Source organism: Streptomyces roseolilacinus (assembly GCF_014649335.1).
Lineage (GTDB): Bacteria > Actinomycetota > Actinomycetes > Streptomycetales > Streptomycetaceae > Streptomyces > Streptomyces roseolilacinus.
Window position 1 is genome coordinate 418,397 of sequence record NZ_BMSV01000005.1, and the last position, 18,573, is coordinate 436,969.

Consider the following 18,573-nt stretch of genomic DNA (forward strand, 5'->3'; position numbering starts at 1 on the left):
CATGGGTGTGCGAGGCCGTCGGTGACGGCCCTCGTCAATCAGAAAGCGCTTTCCGTCGGTGAGAATAGGGTGACGTTCGACGGGCTGACAAGGTTCCGGACAGTTGCGGAACGTTTTCTTCCAACTCGCTTGCCGGTCACCGTCCTTGATCACGGGACCGGCGGTCGCCCCGGACGTCCCCGAAGCGCGCCGACGGCGACTGCGCGTGACCCCGCCGGGCGGGCCCCTCCTCGGAGGCACGCGGGACGGCCCGGCCCGGGGAATCCGTCCGGGCCCGCGCCGGCCCGCGTGCCCGGCCGCGTGGAGGCGTCGCGGACGGGCCGTCACCCCGTTCGGCGGCGCCTCCGGTCCGGCCCGCGCCCGCCCCGTGGCGAACGCCGCGCCCGCCCCGCCGGCCCCGGTCCCGTGGGGTGTGTGCGGTTTCGTACCGGGGGTAGCCGGGCTGCCTGAAGGCTGACCTCGGGAGGGGGCTGACGATGACGTGGACGGTCCGGCGGGACACGACCAAACGGGCGGAGGAGGAGGCGGCACCCGACCCCGGAGCGGCGCCGGCCGGCCCCAGGTGGCCGAGAGGAGCCCGCATCGCGGCCATGCTGGTGTCCTTCGTGTTCATGGTGGGGTTCGCGGTGGTCCTGGCCCGGCTGACGCTGGAACCGTCCGTCGCCTCCGAACAGCTGACGCACAGCAACCTGCGCCCCGGTGACTCCATCCGCCAGTACCTCGGGCAGCCCGCCTTCCGCGACACCGTCAAGCAGCTCGGCGGGAACATCGCGCTGGGCGTGCCGTTCGGCCTGCTGCTGCCCGTGCTGGCGCCGCGCACCCGCGGGTTGCTCCGGGTCGTGGTGGTCACCGCCGTCGTGATGACGCTGGTGGAGCTGGTGCAGGGCGCGCTGATCACCGGGCGGGCCTTCGACGTCGACGACGTGATCCTCAACAGCACCGGCGCGCTGCTGGGTTACGTACTGCTCGGCCGGAGGCTCGGTCGCGCCGTGCACCCCCGGCGCCGGCACTGGTGGCACCGGTTCACCCGGCGCACCACCCCCTGACGGCCCGCCGCGTCGCCGCCCCGCCGTGCTCCGGCACCGGCGGGGCGGCGGCGCGGCGCCCCGATCCACCCCCGCGCCACCCCGGCGGGCCGCCGTGCCCGCCCCGTGGGCCAGAGGGGTGGACGGCCCCCGCACCCCGTGCGTGTCACGCCGCCCCCGGGGAAAGCGGATCTTCATGGCCACCGGAAAAGACCGACCACTCAAGCGTGCCCTGACCACGCGCCTGCTCTACTTCTTCATCCTCGGCGACGTCCTGGGCGCGGGGGTGTACGTCCTCATCGGCCGGATCGCCGCCGACTCGGGCGGGGCGGTGTGGGTGCCGCTGACCGTCGCGCTCGCCCTGGCCCTGCTCACGGCGGCCTCGTACGCCGAGCTCGCGACGAAGTACCCGCGGTCCGGTGGGGCCGCGCACTACGTGACCCGCGCCTACGGGCCGTTCGCCGGGTTCCTCGCCGGGTTCTCCATGCTCGCCGCCGGCGTCGTGTCGGTGGCCGCGCTCGCCCGGGGCTTCGCGGGCGACTACCTCGCGGCCTTCGTCTCGGTGCCCGTCGGCCCCGTCGCCGTGCTGTTCCTGGTGGCGCTGGCCCTGCTCAACGCCCGCGGCATCCGCGAGTCCACCCGGGCGAACGTCGCCGCCACCGTCATCGAGGTGGGCGGCCTGGCGATCATCGTCGTGCTCGGGGCCTGGCTCCTGCTGCGCGGTGAGGGCGACCCCGGCCGGCTCACCCGGTTGGGGACGCCCGAGCACGGCGCCGCGGCGGCCGTCCTGAGCGGCGCGGTGCTGGCGTACTACTCGTTCGTCGGCTTCGAGACCTCGGTGAACGTCGCCGAGGAGACCCGTGACCCCCGACGCTCCTACCCGCGCGCCCTGTTCGCCGCGCTCGTCACGGCCGGCGTGGTGTACGTCCTGGTGGGCGCCGCCGCGTCCGCCGCCGTCCCGACGAGCACGCTCGCCGGGTCCAGCGGGCCCCTCCTCGAAGTGGTCAGGGCCGCGGGCGGCGTACCGGAGCGGCTGTTCGGCGCCATCGCGCTCGTGGCCGTCGCCAACGGCGCGCTGCTCACCGGGATCATGTCCTCGCGCCTGGCGTACGGGATGGCCCGCGACGGCCTGCTGCCCCGCGCCCTGACCGCGGTACTGCCCGGGCGCCGCACCCCCTGGGTGGCGATCGCGGTGACGACCGGTCTGGCGGCCCTGCTCGCGCTCACCGGCAGTGTCACCACGCTCGCGTCCACGTTGGTCCTGCTGCTCCTCGTGGTCTTCTTCATGGTCAACACCGCGCTCCTGGTGCTGCGTCGCGACCCGGGCGAGCCGGGCCACTTCCGGGCCCCGACCGTGCTTCCCGTGCTCGGCGCCGCTTCCTGCGTCCTGCTGGCCACCCGGATCGAGGCCGCGGTGTGGCTGCGCGGACTGGTGGTCCTCGGCGCGGGCCTGGTGCTGGGCGCGGTCGTCGCGGCACGCCGCGGCACCGGGCGCGCGGCGGGGGAGCGGGCCACGAGCGGGTGACCACCGCGCGCCGCCGGACCGGCGCGGCCGGGCGCGCGCCCGGTTCGGGGCCGCGCGCCCGGCGGCCGGGGCGGCCCTGGCCCCTCCGGCTCAAAGGCCGGCGGTCCCGGGGCCGCGGCGGGCGGCGCGGGCGGCCAGCCGGCGGAGCAGACGGACGTACGGCGACCAGCGGGCCGGGCGGGCGACGGTGCCCGTGCAGGCGAGTTCGGCGCGGTCCAGTCCGTCCTCCAGGCAGGCGTCGTGCATCGGCCGCCAGGCCAGCGGCCAGGTGATCCGGGCCAGGCCGCTGGTCGACATCGCGAGAGTGTGGTGCAGCAGCGTGTGCTCCGGGTCGACGGGCAGCACGGCCAGTTCGTGGAAGCCGTGGAACCCCCGCGGCCCGGTGAACTCGAAGCGGATCCAGCGCCCGGGTGCGTACCCGGACACGGTGTAGCGCACCGGGCCGTGCCCGCCCACCGCGCCGACCGCCAGCGGGCGGTCGAACGCCATCGGCGACCAGTGGCGGCCGGGCCACAACCGGTCGCCCTCTCCGCTCGCCAGCGTGTCGACGAGCGCGCCCACCGTGCTCTCCTCCGCGGCCAGCAGACGCCCGTGCACGTTGTAGACGCCCATGCGCCCTCCCCTCATAGTATTGGAGGGATGCCTCCAATTAATTGGAGGGTACTCTCTGTTTCATGGCGAGACCACCCCGCTTCGACACCGACCAGTTGCTCGACGCCGCCGTTCGCCTCGCGGCCGCCGGAGGACCGCCCGCCGTGACGATGTCGGCGGTCGCCCAGGCCGTCGGCGCTCCGAGCGGCTCGGTCTACCACCGGTTCGCCGGGCGCCCGGCGCTCCTCGCCGAGGTGTGGCTGCGGACCGTGGAACGCTTCCAGGAGGGCTACCTCGCCGTCCTCGACGGCGAGAGCGACCCGCGCCGCGCCGCGCGCGCGGCTGCCCGGTACGCGGTGGGCTGGAGCCGGCGGCATCCGGAGGAGGTCGCTCTTCTGCTGTACGGCGCCGCCGACTTCGGCCGCGCCGACTGGTCCGAAGAGCACACCCGGCGCGCCGACTCCGGTAACCGGCGGGTGTTCGCCACCCTGGAGGCCCTCGCCGGGGCCCTGGGCGCCACGGGCGAGCAGGGCCGGGACCGCATCGTCCTGGCCCTGGTCGACCTGCCGCTGTCCGTGGTCCGACGCCATGTGCGAGCGGGTACGCCGCTGCCCCCGCACGCCGAGGACCTCATCGAGGAGTGCACGGCCGCGCTGCTGGGCTGAGGGCCGCGGTGTGCGACGGCCGCCACCGGAGCCGGGTCTCAGCGGTACTCGGCCAGGCCGTCCGTCAGTTCCTCCTCGTCGCCGTCGCGGGCGGCGTACAGGGCTTGTTGCAGGGCGAACGTGCCGCGGATCGCCGCGATGCGGGTGGCGAGCCCGCCGTCCGGCCGGCCGCCCAGGGCGAGCACCCGCTCCAGGAGGCCGTGACCGTGGCCGGCGCCGACGGCCGCGAGGTCCTCGGCCGGGTCACCGAGGGAGACGTCGTCCCAGTCGAGCACTCCGGTCAGGTGCGGCAGGCCGTCCCTCCACTCCCACAGGACGTTCTCGGCACCGAGGTCACCATGGACCACCGCTTCGGTGAGGTGGGGGAGGCCGTCGAGTGCCGAGAGCTCCCGCTCGGCCCGCCGGCGCCCGCCGTCGGACATGAGGGCGAACAGCTCCGCGCGCACGCTCGTCGCGAACCGCCGCCACCGGTCCGCCGGCGTCCGAGGCAGAACCGCTCGTACCGCCGCGTCGCGGCCGGCGCGGTCCAGCCCGGCCAGCAGGGTGGCGTACTGCGCCGCCACGGCGCCGGCCACCCGGGCGTCGTCGAGCGCGCGGGCCTCCAGCGGTTCCCCGGGAACGCGGCTGAGCACCAGGAACGGCACCCCGTCGGCGCCGGGGGCCTCGCCCTGGGCCGACGGCTCGGGTACGCGGCAGCCGAGGTCGACACCGGCGAGTGCGCGCAGCACGGCCGCCCGCTCGGGCAGCCGGGCGGCCGCCGCCCGGCTGCGGGGCAGGCACACGACACGGTCCGCGCCCATGACCACGTCGTGGAACTGCCCTTGCCGCACGGCGAGACCACCCGGTTCCTCGCCGGGCAGCAGGCGCTTCAGCAGGGCGCGATGGGTCGTGCGGATGTCCATGGGATGGCCTCCGGATCCTTCACCAACCGGACGGACGGTCCACGAGGCGGCCCGGCACCGTCGACGACCCTGACGAGGAGGGGCGGGCGGGGAACCGGCAGTGATCCGCTTCCTTCCCCCGCACGGTACGGGACGTACCACGTCTCCTCGCGGCGACGGGGGAGTGGGAGCCCGCGGACGACCGCGTCCGCGACCCACTGCGCCCGGGGACGACCACGTCCGCGCGACCGAGCCCGCGGGCAACCGAGCCGGCGGGCAACCGAGCCCGCGGGCAACCGAGTCCGCGGTCACCCGGTCCGGGCGGCGATGGCCCGCGCGCAGTCCAGGGACTCCGTGTGCGTGGTGTCCACCTCCAGGTCGTAGGCCACGCCCCGGTGGACCAGCTCCGCCTGCGACGCGGCCATCCCCTGGGTCCGGTCGCCGCGGGCGATCTCACGGCCCGCGGCGACCGTCCCCTCGCACCTGACGCCGACCCACAGCACGTCCAGTCCGGCCAGAGCCCTGCGCCACCGCTCCTGGGACGCCGCCCCGCCGAGGAAGACGTCATCGACGATGACCCGGGCACCCGCACGGGCCATCGCGGCGACGCCCTCCCGCCACGCCGCCTCCAGCGCCCGGAACTCCGATCCGATGTTCACGCCGCCCTCCGCGGTGAATGCGATTCCCGCGTCCGATGCGCGCAGGGAAGCGGGCATCGCCTCGACCAGCGAGTCGATGGCGGCGGCGAGCCACGGATCCGGCAGCACCGCCTGCAGGCACCGGACGATCCCGGACTTGCCCGAGCTGGATCCGCCGTTCAACACGATCACCTGAGTCGTCACCAGGTCACGGTAGAGGCGACCGCCACGGCGCTCGAAGCGATTTTCGCCGGGCCCGCCCCACTGCCGCACCCCGGTGGGCCCTCCCGGCCACCGCATGGGAAGGCGGACGGCGGCCGCCCGCGCGGCCCTCGCCCCCCGGCAGGGCGTCACGGCCGGGCACGGGCGTCGGTCCGGTGGGGAGAAGGAGGTCGGCAGTCGCCTCGGGATTGGGCGGCGCCGGTCCCGCCGGCACCCGGTGCACCGGGTGCCGGCGGGATCTCGTCAGCGCCCCAGCGCGGCCAGGGCCGCCCGTACCTGTTCCCACGGGTCGTCGCCGACCGGGCGGAGCACCACGGTGTCGGCGCCCGCGTCCCACAGGGACCGGATGCGGGCGGCGGCGGCCTGCGGGGTGCCGGAGGCGAGGAAGACGTCTTCGGGCGCGATGCCGAGCCAGTCGGAGTACTCGGCGCGGACGGGAGCCGTCGCCGTGGCGACCCGGTCCGGGTCGTCCCGCGAGACGCAGAGGTGGGTGAAGACGATCAGCTGGTGGCTCGTGGGAGCGGCGGGGGAGGAGGTGCGGCCGGCCGCGATGTGGGCCAGGGCGGTACGGACGGCGGCGGGGCCCTGTCCTTCGGCCATGACCGTGCCGTCGGCGCAGCGGCCGGAGAGCTCCAGGGAACGGGGACGCACGACGCCGGTGACGACGGGCGGGGGTTCGGCCGGCGGATGGACCAGGCGTACGCCGTCGATGTGGACGGCGCGCCCGTCGACGTGTGCGGTCTCGCCGCGCAGCAGCGTGCGCACCGCGGTGACGGTCTCCTCCAGCAGCGCCAGCTTGGTGGGGGTCGCCGCGCCGACCTGGGCCATCCACTCCGGAACGCCGTGGCCGACGCCCACGACGAGGCGGTCGGGGAAGACCCGGGCCAGGGTGGCGAGTTCCATGGCGAGCAGGGCGGGGTTGCGCAGGGGCGCGGGCATGATGCCGATGCCGACCCGCAGTCGGTCGGTGGCGGTGAGCGCCAGCGTCGCGGAGGAGACGGACCCGGCCCAGGCGAGGTCCTCGACGACCCAGAGGTCGTCCACGCCGAGGCTCTCCGCCTCGTGCGCGAAGTCCCTCAGCTCCTCCGGTCGTCGGTCCCTGTCGAACATCACACCGATTCGGCTCATCGGAGCAGTATCGTCGGCCGCCCTGAAGCGGATCAACGGAATTCGGCCGCAGCGGCCCCGCAGCGCCGGGAGTCACGCCCCGGATCGTCGACCGGAGCCCGAGGCCGCCCGGTTCGCCGGTCCGCCTGCCCGAGGCGGGCGGCGTCACGCCCCCGTGCCGGGACCCTCCCCGCCATCCCGCCGGGCACCGCCCGGCCGCCCCCGTGAAGCACCAACGGACAACCCCACACCCCTTGGTGGCGTCCCTCCCGCCACAGGGGGCACACCCGGCCCCCCGGTGACCCGGAGGTCTCACCCATGGAACAGCGGTCCGTACGCACCGCCTCACTCGCCCTGGCGCTCGCCGTCGCCGTGGGAGCGGCCACGCTCGCCCCGTCCGCGCACGCGACGGGATCGGGAGGCGGACACGAAGCGACCCGTACCGCACTGCGTGACCTGGTCGAGAAGGGCGGACTGCCCGGAGCGGCCGCCCAGGTCCAGGACGGCGGCGTGAGGTGGTCGGCCACGGCCGGTCACGGGGACACGGCCACGGGCCGCAAGCGGTCGGCCGGCGACCACTTCCGCGGGGCCAGCATCACCAAGACGTTCATCGCGACCGTCCTGCTCCAGTTGGACGCGGAGGGGAGACTGAGCCTGGACGACACCGTCGAGACCTGGCTGCCCGGCCTGCTGCGGGGCAACGGGTACGACGGCACCGAGGTCACCCTGCGCCAACTCCTCAACCACACCAGTGGCATCGCCAACCACACCGACGATCCCGCCTTCGCGCACAACGCCTCCGGTCCCGGCTTCCCGGAGCACCGGTACGACACCCACACGCCCGAGGAACTGGTGGCGATCGCCCTCACGTACCCGCCGCACCCCGACCCGCAGAGGAAGCCGCAGTACTCGAACACCAACTTCGTGATCGCCGGGATGGTCATCGAGAAGGTGACGGGCCGTCCGTACGACCAGGAGGTCACCCGCCGCGTCATCCGGCCGCTGGGCCTCCGCGGGACGTCGTTCCCCGGCACGTCGCCGCAGATGCCGAAGCCGCACCCGGTCGCCTACTCCCGGCTCCACCAGGACGCACCCGACGCCGAGATCCACGACGCCACCGAGCAGAACATGACCTGGCTGGGCGCCGCCGGCGACGTCATCTCCACCAGCGGCGACCTCAACCGCTTCCACCGCGCGCTGCTGCGCGGCGGGTTGCTGCCCCCCGCGCAGCTGAGGCAGATGCTCGACGAGGTGCCGGCGGGCGGGGGGCTCGGATACGGGCTCGGGGTCGAGTTCGCGGAGCTGTCCTGCGGCGTGAAGGTGGTGGGCAAGAGCGGCCGTACGAACGGCTCCCTGTCCGCGATGGTCGGCACGCGGGACGGGAGGCACCAACTGACGTTCAACGCCAACGGCGACTGGCTGCGGGACGGATCGCTCTACGTCGACGTGATCGAGGCGGAGTTCTGCGGCAAGGTCCCGACCGGCACGTCGTCCGCTCCGGCACGGCGGCTCTCCGACGCCCTCACCCGCCGGTAGCACCTGCGAGCCGGTTCCCGCCGCGGAGCCCACCGGCCGCGTGAGGGCCGGGGGCTCCGCCTCGGCACGGGGTCACCGCCGGGAGGAGCGTGCCGGTGGTGACGGCACTCGGCATCACCGCTTCCGCCGGTCCTTCCCGGAGGCGTGCGGCAGGACGTCCTCGGGGACGGGCGTGTGACGCCTCGTCAAGGTGCTGAAATTGCAGCTCGCAATAGCACAGTCCGAGAACCCTGTCACGTTCTTCGTGCTACGACACATGAGGAACCGGTGAGAGAAGGAAGGGAAACCGAAACGAAAAAGCTCACGCGAAGGCGGCATGAATTCGATCGAAAGCGATCGATTGGCGGAAGTTGGTGCGCGTGAGGGTGCCGATTGCGGCATTCCCGTTCGAGATTCAATAGGGACCGGCCGGAACGGGATTTCGGATTAACGTCCACTCGCGTGGCGAAGGGGTGAATCGAGGCGGTACGTTCATCCGCACAAAGAGGAAGGCACGGGACCGCTTGGCCGTCGACCGGCGCCCGAACCCTCCTGCCGACCGCCCTACTTGTCAAAGGAGGTCCCTTATGGAAGGCCATGTCGTTTCGGCACTCCCCCCGAGGAGGCCGGCGATCCCTGACCGTGGCAAGGGAGCAGGCGGTTCGCACGGACGCCGTGCCTGGGTTGTCACGCGGCCTTTCACGGCGTTCACAGGACCGTCGGTGCCGCCGACGGCCCTCGTGACGCCCGTCCGGCAGAACGACTAGGACGCCGTTCCCGCCGTCGCCCACCCGGCGCCCGCGGGACGGCGACCGTGATCCACGTCCGTCGTCGACACCGGCAGAGCACCACCGGCCGCCGGTCGCGCACGGTCCGAAAGCCGGCCACAAGCCAGCCGACCGATCGTCTCCCCCCTGGGGTGAGCAGGGTCCGGGCACCTGCGCGGGGCGAAACCCCGAGGGAGGACCATGGGCAACACATCCCCGACCCCGACGACCTGCCTGTACTGCCGGGCACCCCTCACGCGGACGACGGGGCCCGGCCGGCCACGCGCCTACTGCGACCGGCGCTGCCAGCGCCGTGCCCAGCGCCGGCGGCGCCGGGAAGGCGGCGTACGACAACCCGGGCACCACTTCCCCACGGCGCTGAGCATCGCCCAGGACCTGCAGGCCGCGGTGACGCGCCTCCTGGAACTGGAGCACGCGCACGAGGACCTCGCCGAACTCCTCGCCCAGGTGCGCCGCATCAGCGCCGAACTGGACCACTACGCCGCCGCGGCGGTCAACGACGCCCGCTCCCGGGGAACCGACTGGGACGAGGTGGCCCGGGCGGCGTGCCAGAGCCGTTCGACCGTCCGGGCGCGCTGGGGCGAAGCGGCCGTCGAGCGCCTCCTCCGCAACCGGGCGCAGGAGCGGTCCGCGCGACCCGGCCGGGCCCCGGCACCGCCCGAGGCCCGCCCCGAGATCCTCGCGCACGTCGAGGTCCCCGCACCCGGCGACACCCGGACCGCGCGGCGCGCCGCGCGGAGGATCGCCTCCGCGCTGTCGTTCCTCCACCGGCACACCCCCCTGCCCATCAAGGACGTCGCCGAGAAGACGGGTCTGTCACCGTCGTACGTGTCCAGGATCCTGTCCGGCGAGCGGCTGCCCACGTGGACGGCCGTGCGGCTCCTGGCCGAGACGTTCGGAGCCGATCCCGCGGACCTGCGGCCGCTGTGGGAAGCCGGCCAGGGTCTCGCCCGGCCGACCAGACCGCCACTGCGCGAAGCGGCGGCACGCCTCGCCGGGGCGCTGCGCGGCACGTACCTGTCGGCCGGCTGCCCGCCGTACGAGCGCATCGCCGAGGCGAGCGCCGGCCTGCTCGGGATCGGCACGATCGAGAACGTCCTCACCGGACGCGTGGTGCCCTCCTGGGAGACGACGAGCGCGCTGCTGACGGCCCTGCACGCCCCGCCGGGAGACCTGCGAGGACTGTGGGAGGACGTCGACTACGCCTTCCTCGTCCGCCTGAGGATCCCGCCGTACGACGGCCCGCTGCCCGACCACGTCGTCCACCCGGACGAATGACGCCCCGTCCCCCCAGGAGCCGTCCTGCTCCGCATCCGAGGACGACACGCCATGCCTCCGATCCGCTTAGCACATGACCGGACAGGCGAACCGGATCTCGGCCAACCACCCTCACACCGCGTCGTGACGATCTCCCTCCCGGCCGAGTACACCGCCTTCTGCCTGCTCCACCAGAACGCCTACCACCGGTACGCCGCGCAGCGCCTGCGGGACGTTGCGATCGCACGGGCCTGCGTCGAGGGCGCCCTGGGCGAACTGGTCACCATCTGGCCGTTCGTCCTCAGCAGCGCGCGCCCCTCAGCCGTCGCCTGGCGAGTGCTCCGCCGCTGGGTGAACCGTGCCGCCGGGGACGACCGGAGCGCCCCGCTGCCGGCCCCCGTCGCGGACGCCGTGCTCCTGCGCGACGAGCTCCACTTCCCCATGGCGAAGATCGCAGCCGTCATGGGACTGGACGAAGCCGCCGTGACCGTCCACCTGCGCACCGCGGCCCGCACGGCCGCGGGAACGGCCGACCCGCACCGCCGCGTCAGCGCGACCGCGCCGAATCCTGACCGAAACACCTTCCGTGAAACGAGTGGATCCGCCTGAGGCCTGTCCCAGCCCCTGACCGCCTCCCTAGCATGGGCCCTCTTTCATGCCGAAACCCCAATCGATCGACGTGGCGAGGTCTGGATGCACGGGGAACCGCTGAGCCCGCAGGACATCGACGTCACCACCCCCAGTGTCGCGCGCATGTACGACTACCTGCTGGGTGGCGAGGACAACTACGACTCGGACAGAAAGGCGTGCGAGATCCTCCTCACCGAGGTGCCCAGCACGCGCGAGCTCGCCCTGAACAACAGGCTCTTCCTCCGGCGCGTCGTGCGCTACCTGGCCGAAGAACGGGGCATCGACCAGTTCATCGACCACGGCTCCGGCCTTCCCACCCGGGACAACGTGCACGAAGTCGCCCAGCGCGTCCACCCCGAGGCCTCCGTCGTCTACATCGACAACGACCCGATCGTGCTCGCCCACGGACGCGCCCTGCTCGCGACGAACAAGCACACGGCGGTCGTCCAGGCCGACATGCGGGACACCGACCACATCTTCGAACACCCGGAGACGCGCCGGCTCATCGACCTCTCACGGCCGGTCGCCGCCCTGTTCGTCTCGGTGCTGCACTGCCTCCCGGACGAGGACGACCCCGCGGGGCTGGTCCGCGACGTGATGCGCAGGCTCGCCCCCGGAAGCTGCCTGGTCATCTGCCAGCTCGTCAGCGAGCACTCCCACGTGCGCGCCTTCGTCACCGACTTCATGCACCGCACCACCCACGGGAACTGGGGCCGGGTACGCGAGGAGGGCGAAGTCCGCGCCTACTTCCAGGGCCTCGACATCATCGACCCGCCCGGGCTCGTCGAAGTCTCCACGTGGCTCCCGGACAACGACCTCGCCCCCAGGCAGAAGACCTTCGAATGGAAGGAGTGGGGGGGCGTGGGCATCGTGCCGTGACGCCCCCGGCACGGTTCACCACCGCCGGGGGCGGCACGAGGGCGGTCACAGCAGGCCCTTCATCTCCTCGAGTGACTGCTCGGGGGTGAGGGCGCACGCCGCCAGCCGGTCCAGCTGCATCTGGTACTTCTGGACGTGCTGGGGGTCCTGGCTGAACACCGAACCGATCAGGTGCTCGATGTAGACGGAGCTGGCCAGGTCGGACCGGGCGAACTTCAGGTGCGTGACGTTGTTGCCCAGCGGCACCTGCTGCGTCGCGGCCATCCGCGCGATCTGCAGGACGATGCCGGGGTGGTCCCCGCAGCTGATCAGGTACTCGATCTGGGCGCGCAGGGCGGCGGGATCACCGAAGTCGCGCCGGAGGACCGACTCGTCGACGATGGCCCACAGGACGGGCCCGTCCGACTCCCACAGGTGCTGCTTGCGCGCGTTGCGCAGCTCGGCGCGCCGATCGACCTCGCTGGGCAGCAGGTCCGGATGCTCCAGCCGGATGACGGCGCGTGCGTAGTCGGGGGTCTGCAGCAGGCCGGGCACGTAGAAGTGCTCGTAGGTGCGGATGCGTTCAGCGGCCCCTTCCAGGGCCAGGAGCGGCTGGAAGAAGTCCGCCGCGACGTCGTTCCACGCCTTCCACCACTCCGGCCGGTGGCAAAGACCCACCAGGGCCATGAACTCGTCGACGTGCTCGGGGTCGTCGACCCGGTACAGCTCCAGCAGTCTCAGCGCCTCGGCGTCCCGGCACGCCGCCTGGCCCGTCTCCACGCGGCTGGTCCGGAACTTCGAGATCCCCAGCAGCCGTTCCACGTCCCGCGGGAGCAACTGCGCCTGCTCCCGCAGGCGGCGGAGCTTGTGGCCCACGATCAGCCTCACGGCGGTGGGGTGTTCCTCGACCCGTCCCAGCGGACCCACCAGCGGCTTGCGCCGCTCAGGCGGCCACGCGGCCGGCCGTATGGGGGGCGGAGAGGACCGGGTCGGTTCGGCTGCTCCCATGTGCGGACTCCCTTCGCGCGTATCGATACGAGGCGTCAGTATCCCGCTGCGGGGAGCAGCCGAAACGGATGATCTACTTCCTGGCCGGTTTTCAGTCGACTACGAAATCGAACTCGCCGTCCTTGATCCCGGCGAAGAACGCCTCCACCTCCCCGCGGGTGTAGACCAGCGCCGGCCCGTCTGGGTAGCGGGAGTTCCTGATCGCCATGCCCCCTCCCGGCAGGGCCGCGATCTCCGCGCAATTTCCCGAACCATTGCTGTGCCTGCTCTTCTTCCAGGTGACTCCCTGGATCAGGTCGGCCGCAACGCCGTTCTCGACGTCCTTCATCGCACGTTCCCCTCGCTCTGGCATCAGTCGTTCCCGTCCCGCGATCAGCATGCGCAATCTCAGATGCAATTGCACGGCAAGGTGGGTGGAAGACGCTACTCTCGGCCACGCGAAGCGACCGACCCATTCGAAGGGAACACCTCGCGGGAGCGTGAGCAGCGGCGACGCGATCAGGTGGTGTACCCGTGGCGGACGGGGCCGGCGACGGGCGTACCGCTCAGTACGGACACGCGTGTGAATGGCCGGTTCGAAGCTCTCGAACGAGTGAGGGGACAAGGAGGCTCGAACTGAGCGCTCTCACCGCCGGATCGACCGCACGACGATCCGCCCTCCCCTCCGAGACACGGGGTGGATTCGGTACTCCCCGGAGCGCCACCCCCGTCGGCGGAACCGGGAAGGCCGTCACGGCAGCCGGGACGCTGAGGGAGGCGGCGAAGCCGTCGCCCGGGGCGAGGTCCCGGGAGGGGCGGCGGTCCTCGGAGTGGCGGGCGGCCACGACCCGGCTGAGGTCGGATGCGATCAGCGTGGTGTGGTTCGGGCCGGTGCTGACGGCGAGGTGACCGTCCAGCAGGACGCACAGGACACGGCCCGACGCGGTGCAGCGGTGACGCACCGACGCACCGGCTCGAATCCGTGGGGGAAATCCGTGGGGGAACGGGATCTCCGCATAATCGCTTCACCGGGACGCGGGGGCTGTGCCAGGGTCGGCCGGTGACTGTTCCCCGAGACGACTCCGCCCCCCGGTACGCACGGGACCTGCTGCGCTGGCAGTTCGACCTGACCTGGTCGCTGTTCGAGTACCACCTGGAGCGGCTCGAACCCGACGACTACCTGTGGGAGCCCGTGGCCCACTGCTGGACGGTGCGCCGAGCGGACGACGGGACGTGGGTGGCGGACTGGGCGGAGACAGAACCCGATCCCGTTCCCGTACCGACCATCGGCTGGCTGAGCTGGCACATCGGCTGGTGGTGGGGCGTGGCCGTCGACCACGCCCACGGCAGGACGCCCCGGGAGCGGAGTGACGTCGCCTGGCCGGGCGCGGGGGAGCCGACCGTCGAGTGGCTGTGCGGCCTGCGTGAGGACTGGCTGGTGGCGATGGACCGGTTCACCGGTGCGGACCTGGACGCCGTGGCTCCGTTCCCGTGGCCGAACGACCCCGGGTACACCGTCGCCCACATGGTCGCCTGGGTGAACGCCGAACTGATGAAGAACGTCGCGGAGATCGGCCAACTCCGCCTGCAACGGGTCAGCGGCCTGCCCCCGAGTCAGGCCGAACCCACCGGCCACCGGCCGAAGGACGCACACTGACGGCGGGAGCCCGTGGGGAACGCGCCGGTCGTGGTACCTCTTCGAGGGCCGTGACCCGTGCGGCCACCCCGCAGCGCGGACGGCCTGCCGGCCGTGGCGCCCTACGCGGCCGCTCACGCGTCGGGCGGTGTGCTGTCCCCGTAGTCGAGGGGGAGCGGACACCGTGCGGGTCGGGCGCGTGACCGGGCTGCCGTCTCGGACCGGCCGGTACGGCGGACGCGCCCCCTCACGGGGCGGGCGCGTCCACGAGCCGCCGCTGCACGTCCGACACCAGGCGCTGAAGCCGACCCGGCCGCACGCCCTCGTGCTCCAGCCACTCGTCGAAACGCGGCCGCAGGCGCCGCATCACGTCCGGTCCGTGGCGGCGCAGCACCGAGCGGCGGACGGAGATCTCCTCCTGGACCTCTCTCCGAAGCCCGTCGGTCCAGCCCTGTTCCCGGTCGTCCTCCCCCAGAGGGGCCTTCAGGACGGCCACGGCCTCGTCCAGGACCTCGAGCAGTTCCACGACCCCTCCGCACGACCACGACGCGGCCCCCACACGGGAGCCGACCCGGTCGGGAGGCCGAGGGCCCGTCGAACCGGTGGAAGGAAGGGTACCTTCGGCTCGCCTCGGGGAACCGCCGTCCGGTCCCGGCCGCCGGCCCCCGCCGTGCTCCGGTCGCCGCTCCAGGGTGCCTTCCGGTCTCCCCGGACACCGGCGGGACGGCGGCGTGCCGGAAGGGGACGCGCGGTGCGGACGGCGCCCGGGGGTACGGTCCGGTGCCCGTTTCGACGGCGGTACCGTGGGGGACGAGGCGGTCGACGAGGGCGACACGCAGACGCAGGTCGCCGAAGCCCCCCGGGGCCGGCGGAGGCCCCCTCGCGGGGGAGTACGGCAGGCAGCTTCGAGCCCCCATCCGGACGGGGGCCGGCGAGAATTCGACGGGGGTGCGATGACCACCAGCCGGGCAGACCGCCGGGTCCAGGTCCCCACCGCGCTGGCCACGTCGCTGACCGGGGACGCCTGGCGGACGTGGATCCACGGACTGCCGGCCCTGGCCGAGCAGTTCCTGGAGCGCTGGGACCTCAAGCCCGACGGCCCCGCCGCGCACGGAGTCGTCGCACTGGTCCTCCCGGTCCTGCGACCGGACGGAACACCTGCCGTCCTCAAGCTGCAACCCGTGGACGAGGAGACCCGCGGTGAGCCCCTCGCCCTGCGCACCTGGAGCACCCACCGCGTCGTCGACCTGCTGGACCACGACCCCGCCACCGGCACCATGCTCCTGGAACGCCTCGACGGCTCCCGCTCGTTGGAAGCGGTCCCGGACGGCACGCGGGCCTTGCAGGACCTGTCGGAACTCCTCGCCCACCTGGTCGCGACCCCGGCCCCGCCCGGCCTGCCGCGACTGGCCGACCTGGCGCACGCCATGCTCGACCGGCTCCCCGGCAGCGTGGACCGCCTGACCGACCCGGACGAGCGGCGCCTCCTCACCACCTGCGCCGCCGCGATGCGGGAGGTGCTGGACGAACCCGGCGACCGCCTCCTGCACTGGGACCTCCACTACGCCAACGTCCTCGCCCCTCTGCCCGGTTCGCCGGCGTACGGGCGGGCCGACTGGATCGCCATCGACCCCAAGCCCCTCGCCGGTGACCCCGGCTTCGAGCTCCTGCCCGCCCTGCGCAACCGCTGGGACGACATCACCCGCGCCGCGGACGTCTCCGCCGCCGTACGGCACCGCTTCCACCTCATGACCGAGGTGCTGGGCCTCGACCGCGGACGGGCCACCGCCTGGACCCTCGCCCGCGTCCTCCAGAACGGTCTCTGGGACATCAAGGACGGCGCCACCACACTCGACGCGTCGCAGACCGCCATCGCCCACGCGCTCCTGGGCGACTGAGGCAACACTCGCCGGCGACCTCCACCGGGCACACCGTTCCGGGCGGAAGCGGCATCCGGGGGCGCAGACCGACTCGGGCCGCCCCCCGGACCTATGATCGACCCGGCCGCCGCAGGCCGGAGAGGGAGGCACGCCGTGGGCGACTGGGAGGACGGCTCGCTGCACGAGGTCGTCTGGGAGCGGGATCTGCCGCTGCGCTTCGCACTCGTCAGGAGCGAGTGGGACGGCGAGCAGACGGTGTGGGCACGATGCGCCGACGCCGACGGGCTGTTCGTGGACCGGGCCGCGTTCCGGGAGCGGCTGACCCTCCTCGGCTGCGCGCCCACCGGACGGCTCCTCAAGGCCGCCGAGCGGTGCGTGAGGGACGCGTCGCCCGTTCCCTTCGGCGCACTGGGCCTCGACGTGGGCGACCTGGACGCCGAGGACGCGTACGTCCCCTACGACTCCTGTGAGCTCGACGACGTCGTCGTCATCGACAGCAGGCCCTGCGCGCAGGACCCCGCCCTCCTCGACCTGGTCGTCGAGTGCGTGGTCACCGCCGCGCCGCTCTCCTACCACGAGGAGCCCGAGAGGGCGGACGTCACCCTCCTGAACGGGGCCGGCGGCGGCGTCCTCGGGCGCTGCCGCCGGGTGGCGGGCCTGTACGGCCGCCGGCCGGAGCCCGCCCGCCGGCCCGTACGGCTCATCGGCTGCGAGCCCTCACCGCGGATGGTGCGCCGGATGGCCGAACCCGGCGGCGGGGGCGACCACATGGAGTTCTGGCTCCTGGACCGTGCGGGCCGGCCGACCGTGGTCCAGGAGCACATCACGGCGGACGTCGACGAGTGCCGCCCCTCTGTGCTGGGCGGTGCGCTGATCGACGTGACGCTCAAGCACGGCCTCTTCGGCCGTCTGCCCTCCCCACCCGCGGCCCGGCCCGTGTGGGAGGTCTGGCACGAGGGCCCGCCCCGGGAGCGCAACGTGTGGGCGCGGTTCACGACCGAGGGGCGCGGCGAGTGGCTGCAGTTCACAGAGGTGAGCCGGGGCCCCGAGGAGCCCGGCACGGTGTGCGAGCTGGACGGGCGGTACGTCACCGACGTCCCGGGTCTGCACTGCGCGATCGGCGAGGCGGTCCACGGCCCCGGGTACCGGTGGCACCAGTGCTGGAACGCGCTGCGCGGCTGCTCCTGCCGGGGCGAGGCTTCCCGCGTGCCCTTCACGCTCGTGTGGCGCGACGCGGACGTGGCCCGGCAGGCACTGGTGGGCGTCAGCGTGGACACGGACGGCGACGTGAGTTACTTCGACGCGGTGGTGCCGTTCCTGGAGCGGATGGGCGTCACGGTGGTGCTGCGCTGAGGCGTCCTCCTGGGGCGACCCGTCGACCGGAGGGGGAGGCCCGGGAGTTGGAGGACGGCTGGTCGGGAGACTGCCCCAGGCGCGTGGCGGGGCAGCGGCGCCGTCCCCGCCGAGAGGGGGAACGGCGCCGTCGGCCGAAGTCCGTGCGTCGGTCGGGCGGAAGGGGAGAGGGAGGAAGCACCGACGGACCGTACGGCCCTCCGGTGCTTCCGGCGGTCACTCGTCACCGGCCCCCACCCGAGGCGGTACGGGCCCGCCGTCCGGCGGGGCGGGCTGCGGAAGGGGCGGCTCAGATGCCGAACTCCGCGGGGGAGATGCCGAGGGCGGTGCAGGCTTCACGGACCGCGTACTGCTCGGACGGCTCGAAGTACCCGTCGGCGCCGGCGACGACGATGCCGGTCTGGATGACCGCGCGGGCTTCCGCCGGTTTCTTGGCGGCCTTGGAGATCTCCTGCAGCACCTCGGCCTTGCCCAGTTCGAAATTGGCGACGAGCCTGTCGACGTGGTGGTTGAACCGCTGGCGGAGCTGGTCCGCCGGGAAGTTCTGCAGGACTTCGTTGGAGAGGATCAGCTCCTCCACGCGCTGCCGCTCCGCCGGCTCCACCTGTCCGTCGGCCGCGGCCACCAGCGCGCACATCGCCATGCTGGCGTCCCGGTAGGCACCGCTCTTGAGCTCGGTCTTGACCGAGGCGAGCTGGGACTTGAGCAGCCCGACCAACTGGGCCTTGGATCCGCCGGAAGCCTGCCCCGAGCCGTGGCCACCGTGCTGCCCCTGCCCGGGAAGCCCGTGCCCGCCCGACCCCCGGGCGCTCTGGGACTGCTGGAGGTTCTTGGCCTGGTCCTTGATCCGGTCCCACATCGCCACTGGTGCCACCTCGGCTTCTGCTGCTGTCTGTCCGGTCCTGGTCGTCGGACGCGCTTCCTCGCGGTCCATCAGGTGAACGCGCCCGGAGGCGGACAGGTTCCCCTACGGCAAAGATTCCGTAAAAGTGGCTGCTCGGGGGCGGGTGGCGGG

Annotated in this window: 18 protein-coding genes; 10 read left to right on the forward strand and 8 right to left on the reverse strand. The window is 73.3% G+C overall.

Translation table 11 applies throughout. The features are described from left to right. Positions 1 to 476 precede the first annotated feature (476 nt). Positions 477 to 1,046, forward strand: coding sequence for a VanZ family protein (locus tag IE106_RS14685; protein ID WP_229840427.1), 570 nt, complete (start codon positions 477 to 479; stop codon positions 1,044 to 1,046). A gap of 175 nt (positions 1,047 to 1,221) precedes the next feature. After that, positions 1,222 to 2,550, forward strand: a complete 1,329-nt coding sequence (locus tag IE106_RS14690) for an APC family permease (protein WP_189533900.1) — start codon at positions 1,222 to 1,224, stop codon at positions 2,548 to 2,550. A gap of 90 nt (positions 2,551 to 2,640) precedes the next feature. On the opposite strand, the gene IE106_RS14695 is transcribed toward IE106_RS14690, so the two are convergent. After that, a complete protein-coding gene (locus IE106_RS14695; protein ID WP_189533902.1) occupies positions 2,641 to 3,162 on the reverse strand; it encodes an SRPBCC family protein in 522 nt (173 codons plus the stop codon). A 62-nt stretch (positions 3,163 to 3,224) separates the two neighbouring features. Between IE106_RS14695 and IE106_RS14700 the strand changes: the two genes are divergently transcribed. After that, the gene (locus IE106_RS14700) at positions 3,225 to 3,806 is read left to right on the forward strand and encodes a TetR/AcrR family transcriptional regulator (protein ID WP_189533904.1); all 582 of its coding nucleotides are present in this window, start codon (positions 3,225 to 3,227) and stop codon (positions 3,804 to 3,806) included. 38 nt (positions 3,807 to 3,844) lie between these two features. Here the strand turns inward: IE106_RS14700 and vph are convergent, their stop codons facing one another. From vph to IE106_RS14715, 3 genes are all read right to left on the reverse strand, one after another. Beyond that, the gene (gene vph, locus IE106_RS14705; protein ID WP_189533906.1) at positions 3,845 to 4,708 is read right to left on the reverse strand and encodes a viomycin phosphotransferase; all 864 of its coding nucleotides are present in this window, start codon (positions 4,706 to 4,708) and stop codon (positions 3,845 to 3,847) included. Positions 4,709 to 4,995: 287 nt separating this feature from the next. After that, positions 4,996 to 5,529, reverse strand: coding sequence for a chloramphenicol phosphotransferase CPT (gene cpt, locus IE106_RS14710; protein WP_189533908.1), 534 nt, complete (start codon positions 5,527 to 5,529; stop codon positions 4,996 to 4,998). Between the two features lie 261 nt (positions 5,530 to 5,790). Further along, positions 5,791 to 6,675, reverse strand: a complete 885-nt coding sequence (locus IE106_RS14715) for an LLM class flavin-dependent oxidoreductase (protein ID WP_189533910.1) — start codon at positions 6,673 to 6,675, stop codon at positions 5,791 to 5,793. A gap of 297 nt (positions 6,676 to 6,972) precedes the next feature. Here IE106_RS14715 and IE106_RS14720 point away from each other — a divergent pair, with 297 nt between their 5' ends. From IE106_RS14720 to IE106_RS14735, 4 genes are all read left to right on the forward strand, one after another. Further along, positions 6,973 to 8,190: a serine hydrolase domain-containing protein gene (locus IE106_RS14720; protein WP_189533911.1), complete on the forward strand. Its 1,218-nt coding sequence runs from the start codon at positions 6,973 to 6,975 to the stop codon at positions 8,188 to 8,190. 947 nt (positions 8,191 to 9,137) lie between these two features. After that, entirely contained in the window at positions 9,138 to 10,235 is a 1,098-nt protein-coding gene (locus tag IE106_RS14725; protein WP_189533913.1) for a helix-turn-helix domain-containing protein, read from the forward strand. 123 nt (positions 10,236 to 10,358) lie between these two features. After that, a complete protein-coding gene (locus tag IE106_RS14730; protein WP_189533915.1) occupies positions 10,359 to 10,823 on the forward strand; it encodes a DEAD/DEAH box helicase family protein in 465 nt (154 codons plus the stop codon). Between the two features lie 84 nt (positions 10,824 to 10,907). Beyond that, on the forward strand, positions 10,908 to 11,723 hold the full coding sequence (locus IE106_RS14735; RefSeq protein WP_189533917.1) for an SAM-dependent methyltransferase: 816 nt from the start codon (positions 10,908 to 10,910) through the stop codon (positions 11,721 to 11,723). A gap of 45 nt (positions 11,724 to 11,768) precedes the next feature. Here the strand turns inward: IE106_RS14735 and IE106_RS14740 are convergent, their stop codons facing one another. Both IE106_RS14740 and IE106_RS14745 read right to left on the reverse strand, forming a co-directional pair. Beyond that, a complete protein-coding gene (locus tag IE106_RS14740) occupies positions 11,769 to 12,590 on the reverse strand; it encodes a helix-turn-helix domain-containing protein (protein WP_229840428.1) in 822 nt (273 codons plus the stop codon). Between the two features lie 211 nt (positions 12,591 to 12,801). After that, positions 12,802 to 13,038 (reverse strand): DUF397 domain-containing protein, encoded by a 237-nt coding sequence (locus IE106_RS14745; RefSeq protein WP_189533921.1) that lies wholly within the window; start codon positions 13,036 to 13,038, stop codon positions 12,802 to 12,804. A 711-nt stretch (positions 13,039 to 13,749) separates the two neighbouring features. Here IE106_RS14745 and IE106_RS14750 point away from each other — a divergent pair. Continuing rightward, positions 13,750 to 14,346 carry a DinB family protein gene (locus IE106_RS14750; RefSeq protein ID WP_189533923.1) on the forward strand — a complete coding sequence of 199 codons (597 nt, stop codon included), beginning with the start codon at positions 13,750 to 13,752 and terminating at the stop codon, positions 14,344 to 14,346. A gap of 226 nt (positions 14,347 to 14,572) precedes the next feature. Here IE106_RS14750 and IE106_RS14755 read toward each other — a convergent pair whose 3' ends face one another. Beyond that, positions 14,573 to 14,851 carry a hypothetical protein gene (locus IE106_RS14755; protein WP_189533925.1) on the reverse strand — a complete coding sequence of 93 codons (279 nt, stop codon included), beginning with the start codon at positions 14,849 to 14,851 and terminating at the stop codon, positions 14,573 to 14,575. Between the two features lie 427 nt (positions 14,852 to 15,278). Here IE106_RS14755 and IE106_RS14760 point away from each other — a divergent pair, with 427 nt between their 5' ends. Continuing rightward, on the forward strand, positions 15,279 to 16,223 hold the full coding sequence (locus tag IE106_RS14760; protein WP_189533927.1) for an aminoglycoside phosphotransferase family protein: 945 nt from the start codon (positions 15,279 to 15,281) through the stop codon (positions 16,221 to 16,223). Between the two features lie 135 nt (positions 16,224 to 16,358). Further along, positions 16,359 to 17,558, forward strand: coding sequence for a barstar family protein (locus tag IE106_RS14765; protein ID WP_189533929.1), 1,200 nt, complete (start codon positions 16,359 to 16,361; stop codon positions 17,556 to 17,558). A gap of 289 nt (positions 17,559 to 17,847) precedes the next feature. Here IE106_RS14765 and IE106_RS14770 read toward each other — a convergent pair whose 3' ends face one another. Continuing rightward, the gene (locus tag IE106_RS14770) at positions 17,848 to 18,423 is read right to left on the reverse strand and encodes a tellurite resistance TerB family protein (protein ID WP_189533931.1); all 576 of its coding nucleotides are present in this window, start codon (positions 18,421 to 18,423) and stop codon (positions 17,848 to 17,850) included. Between the last annotated feature and the right edge of the window lie 150 nt (positions 18,424 to 18,573).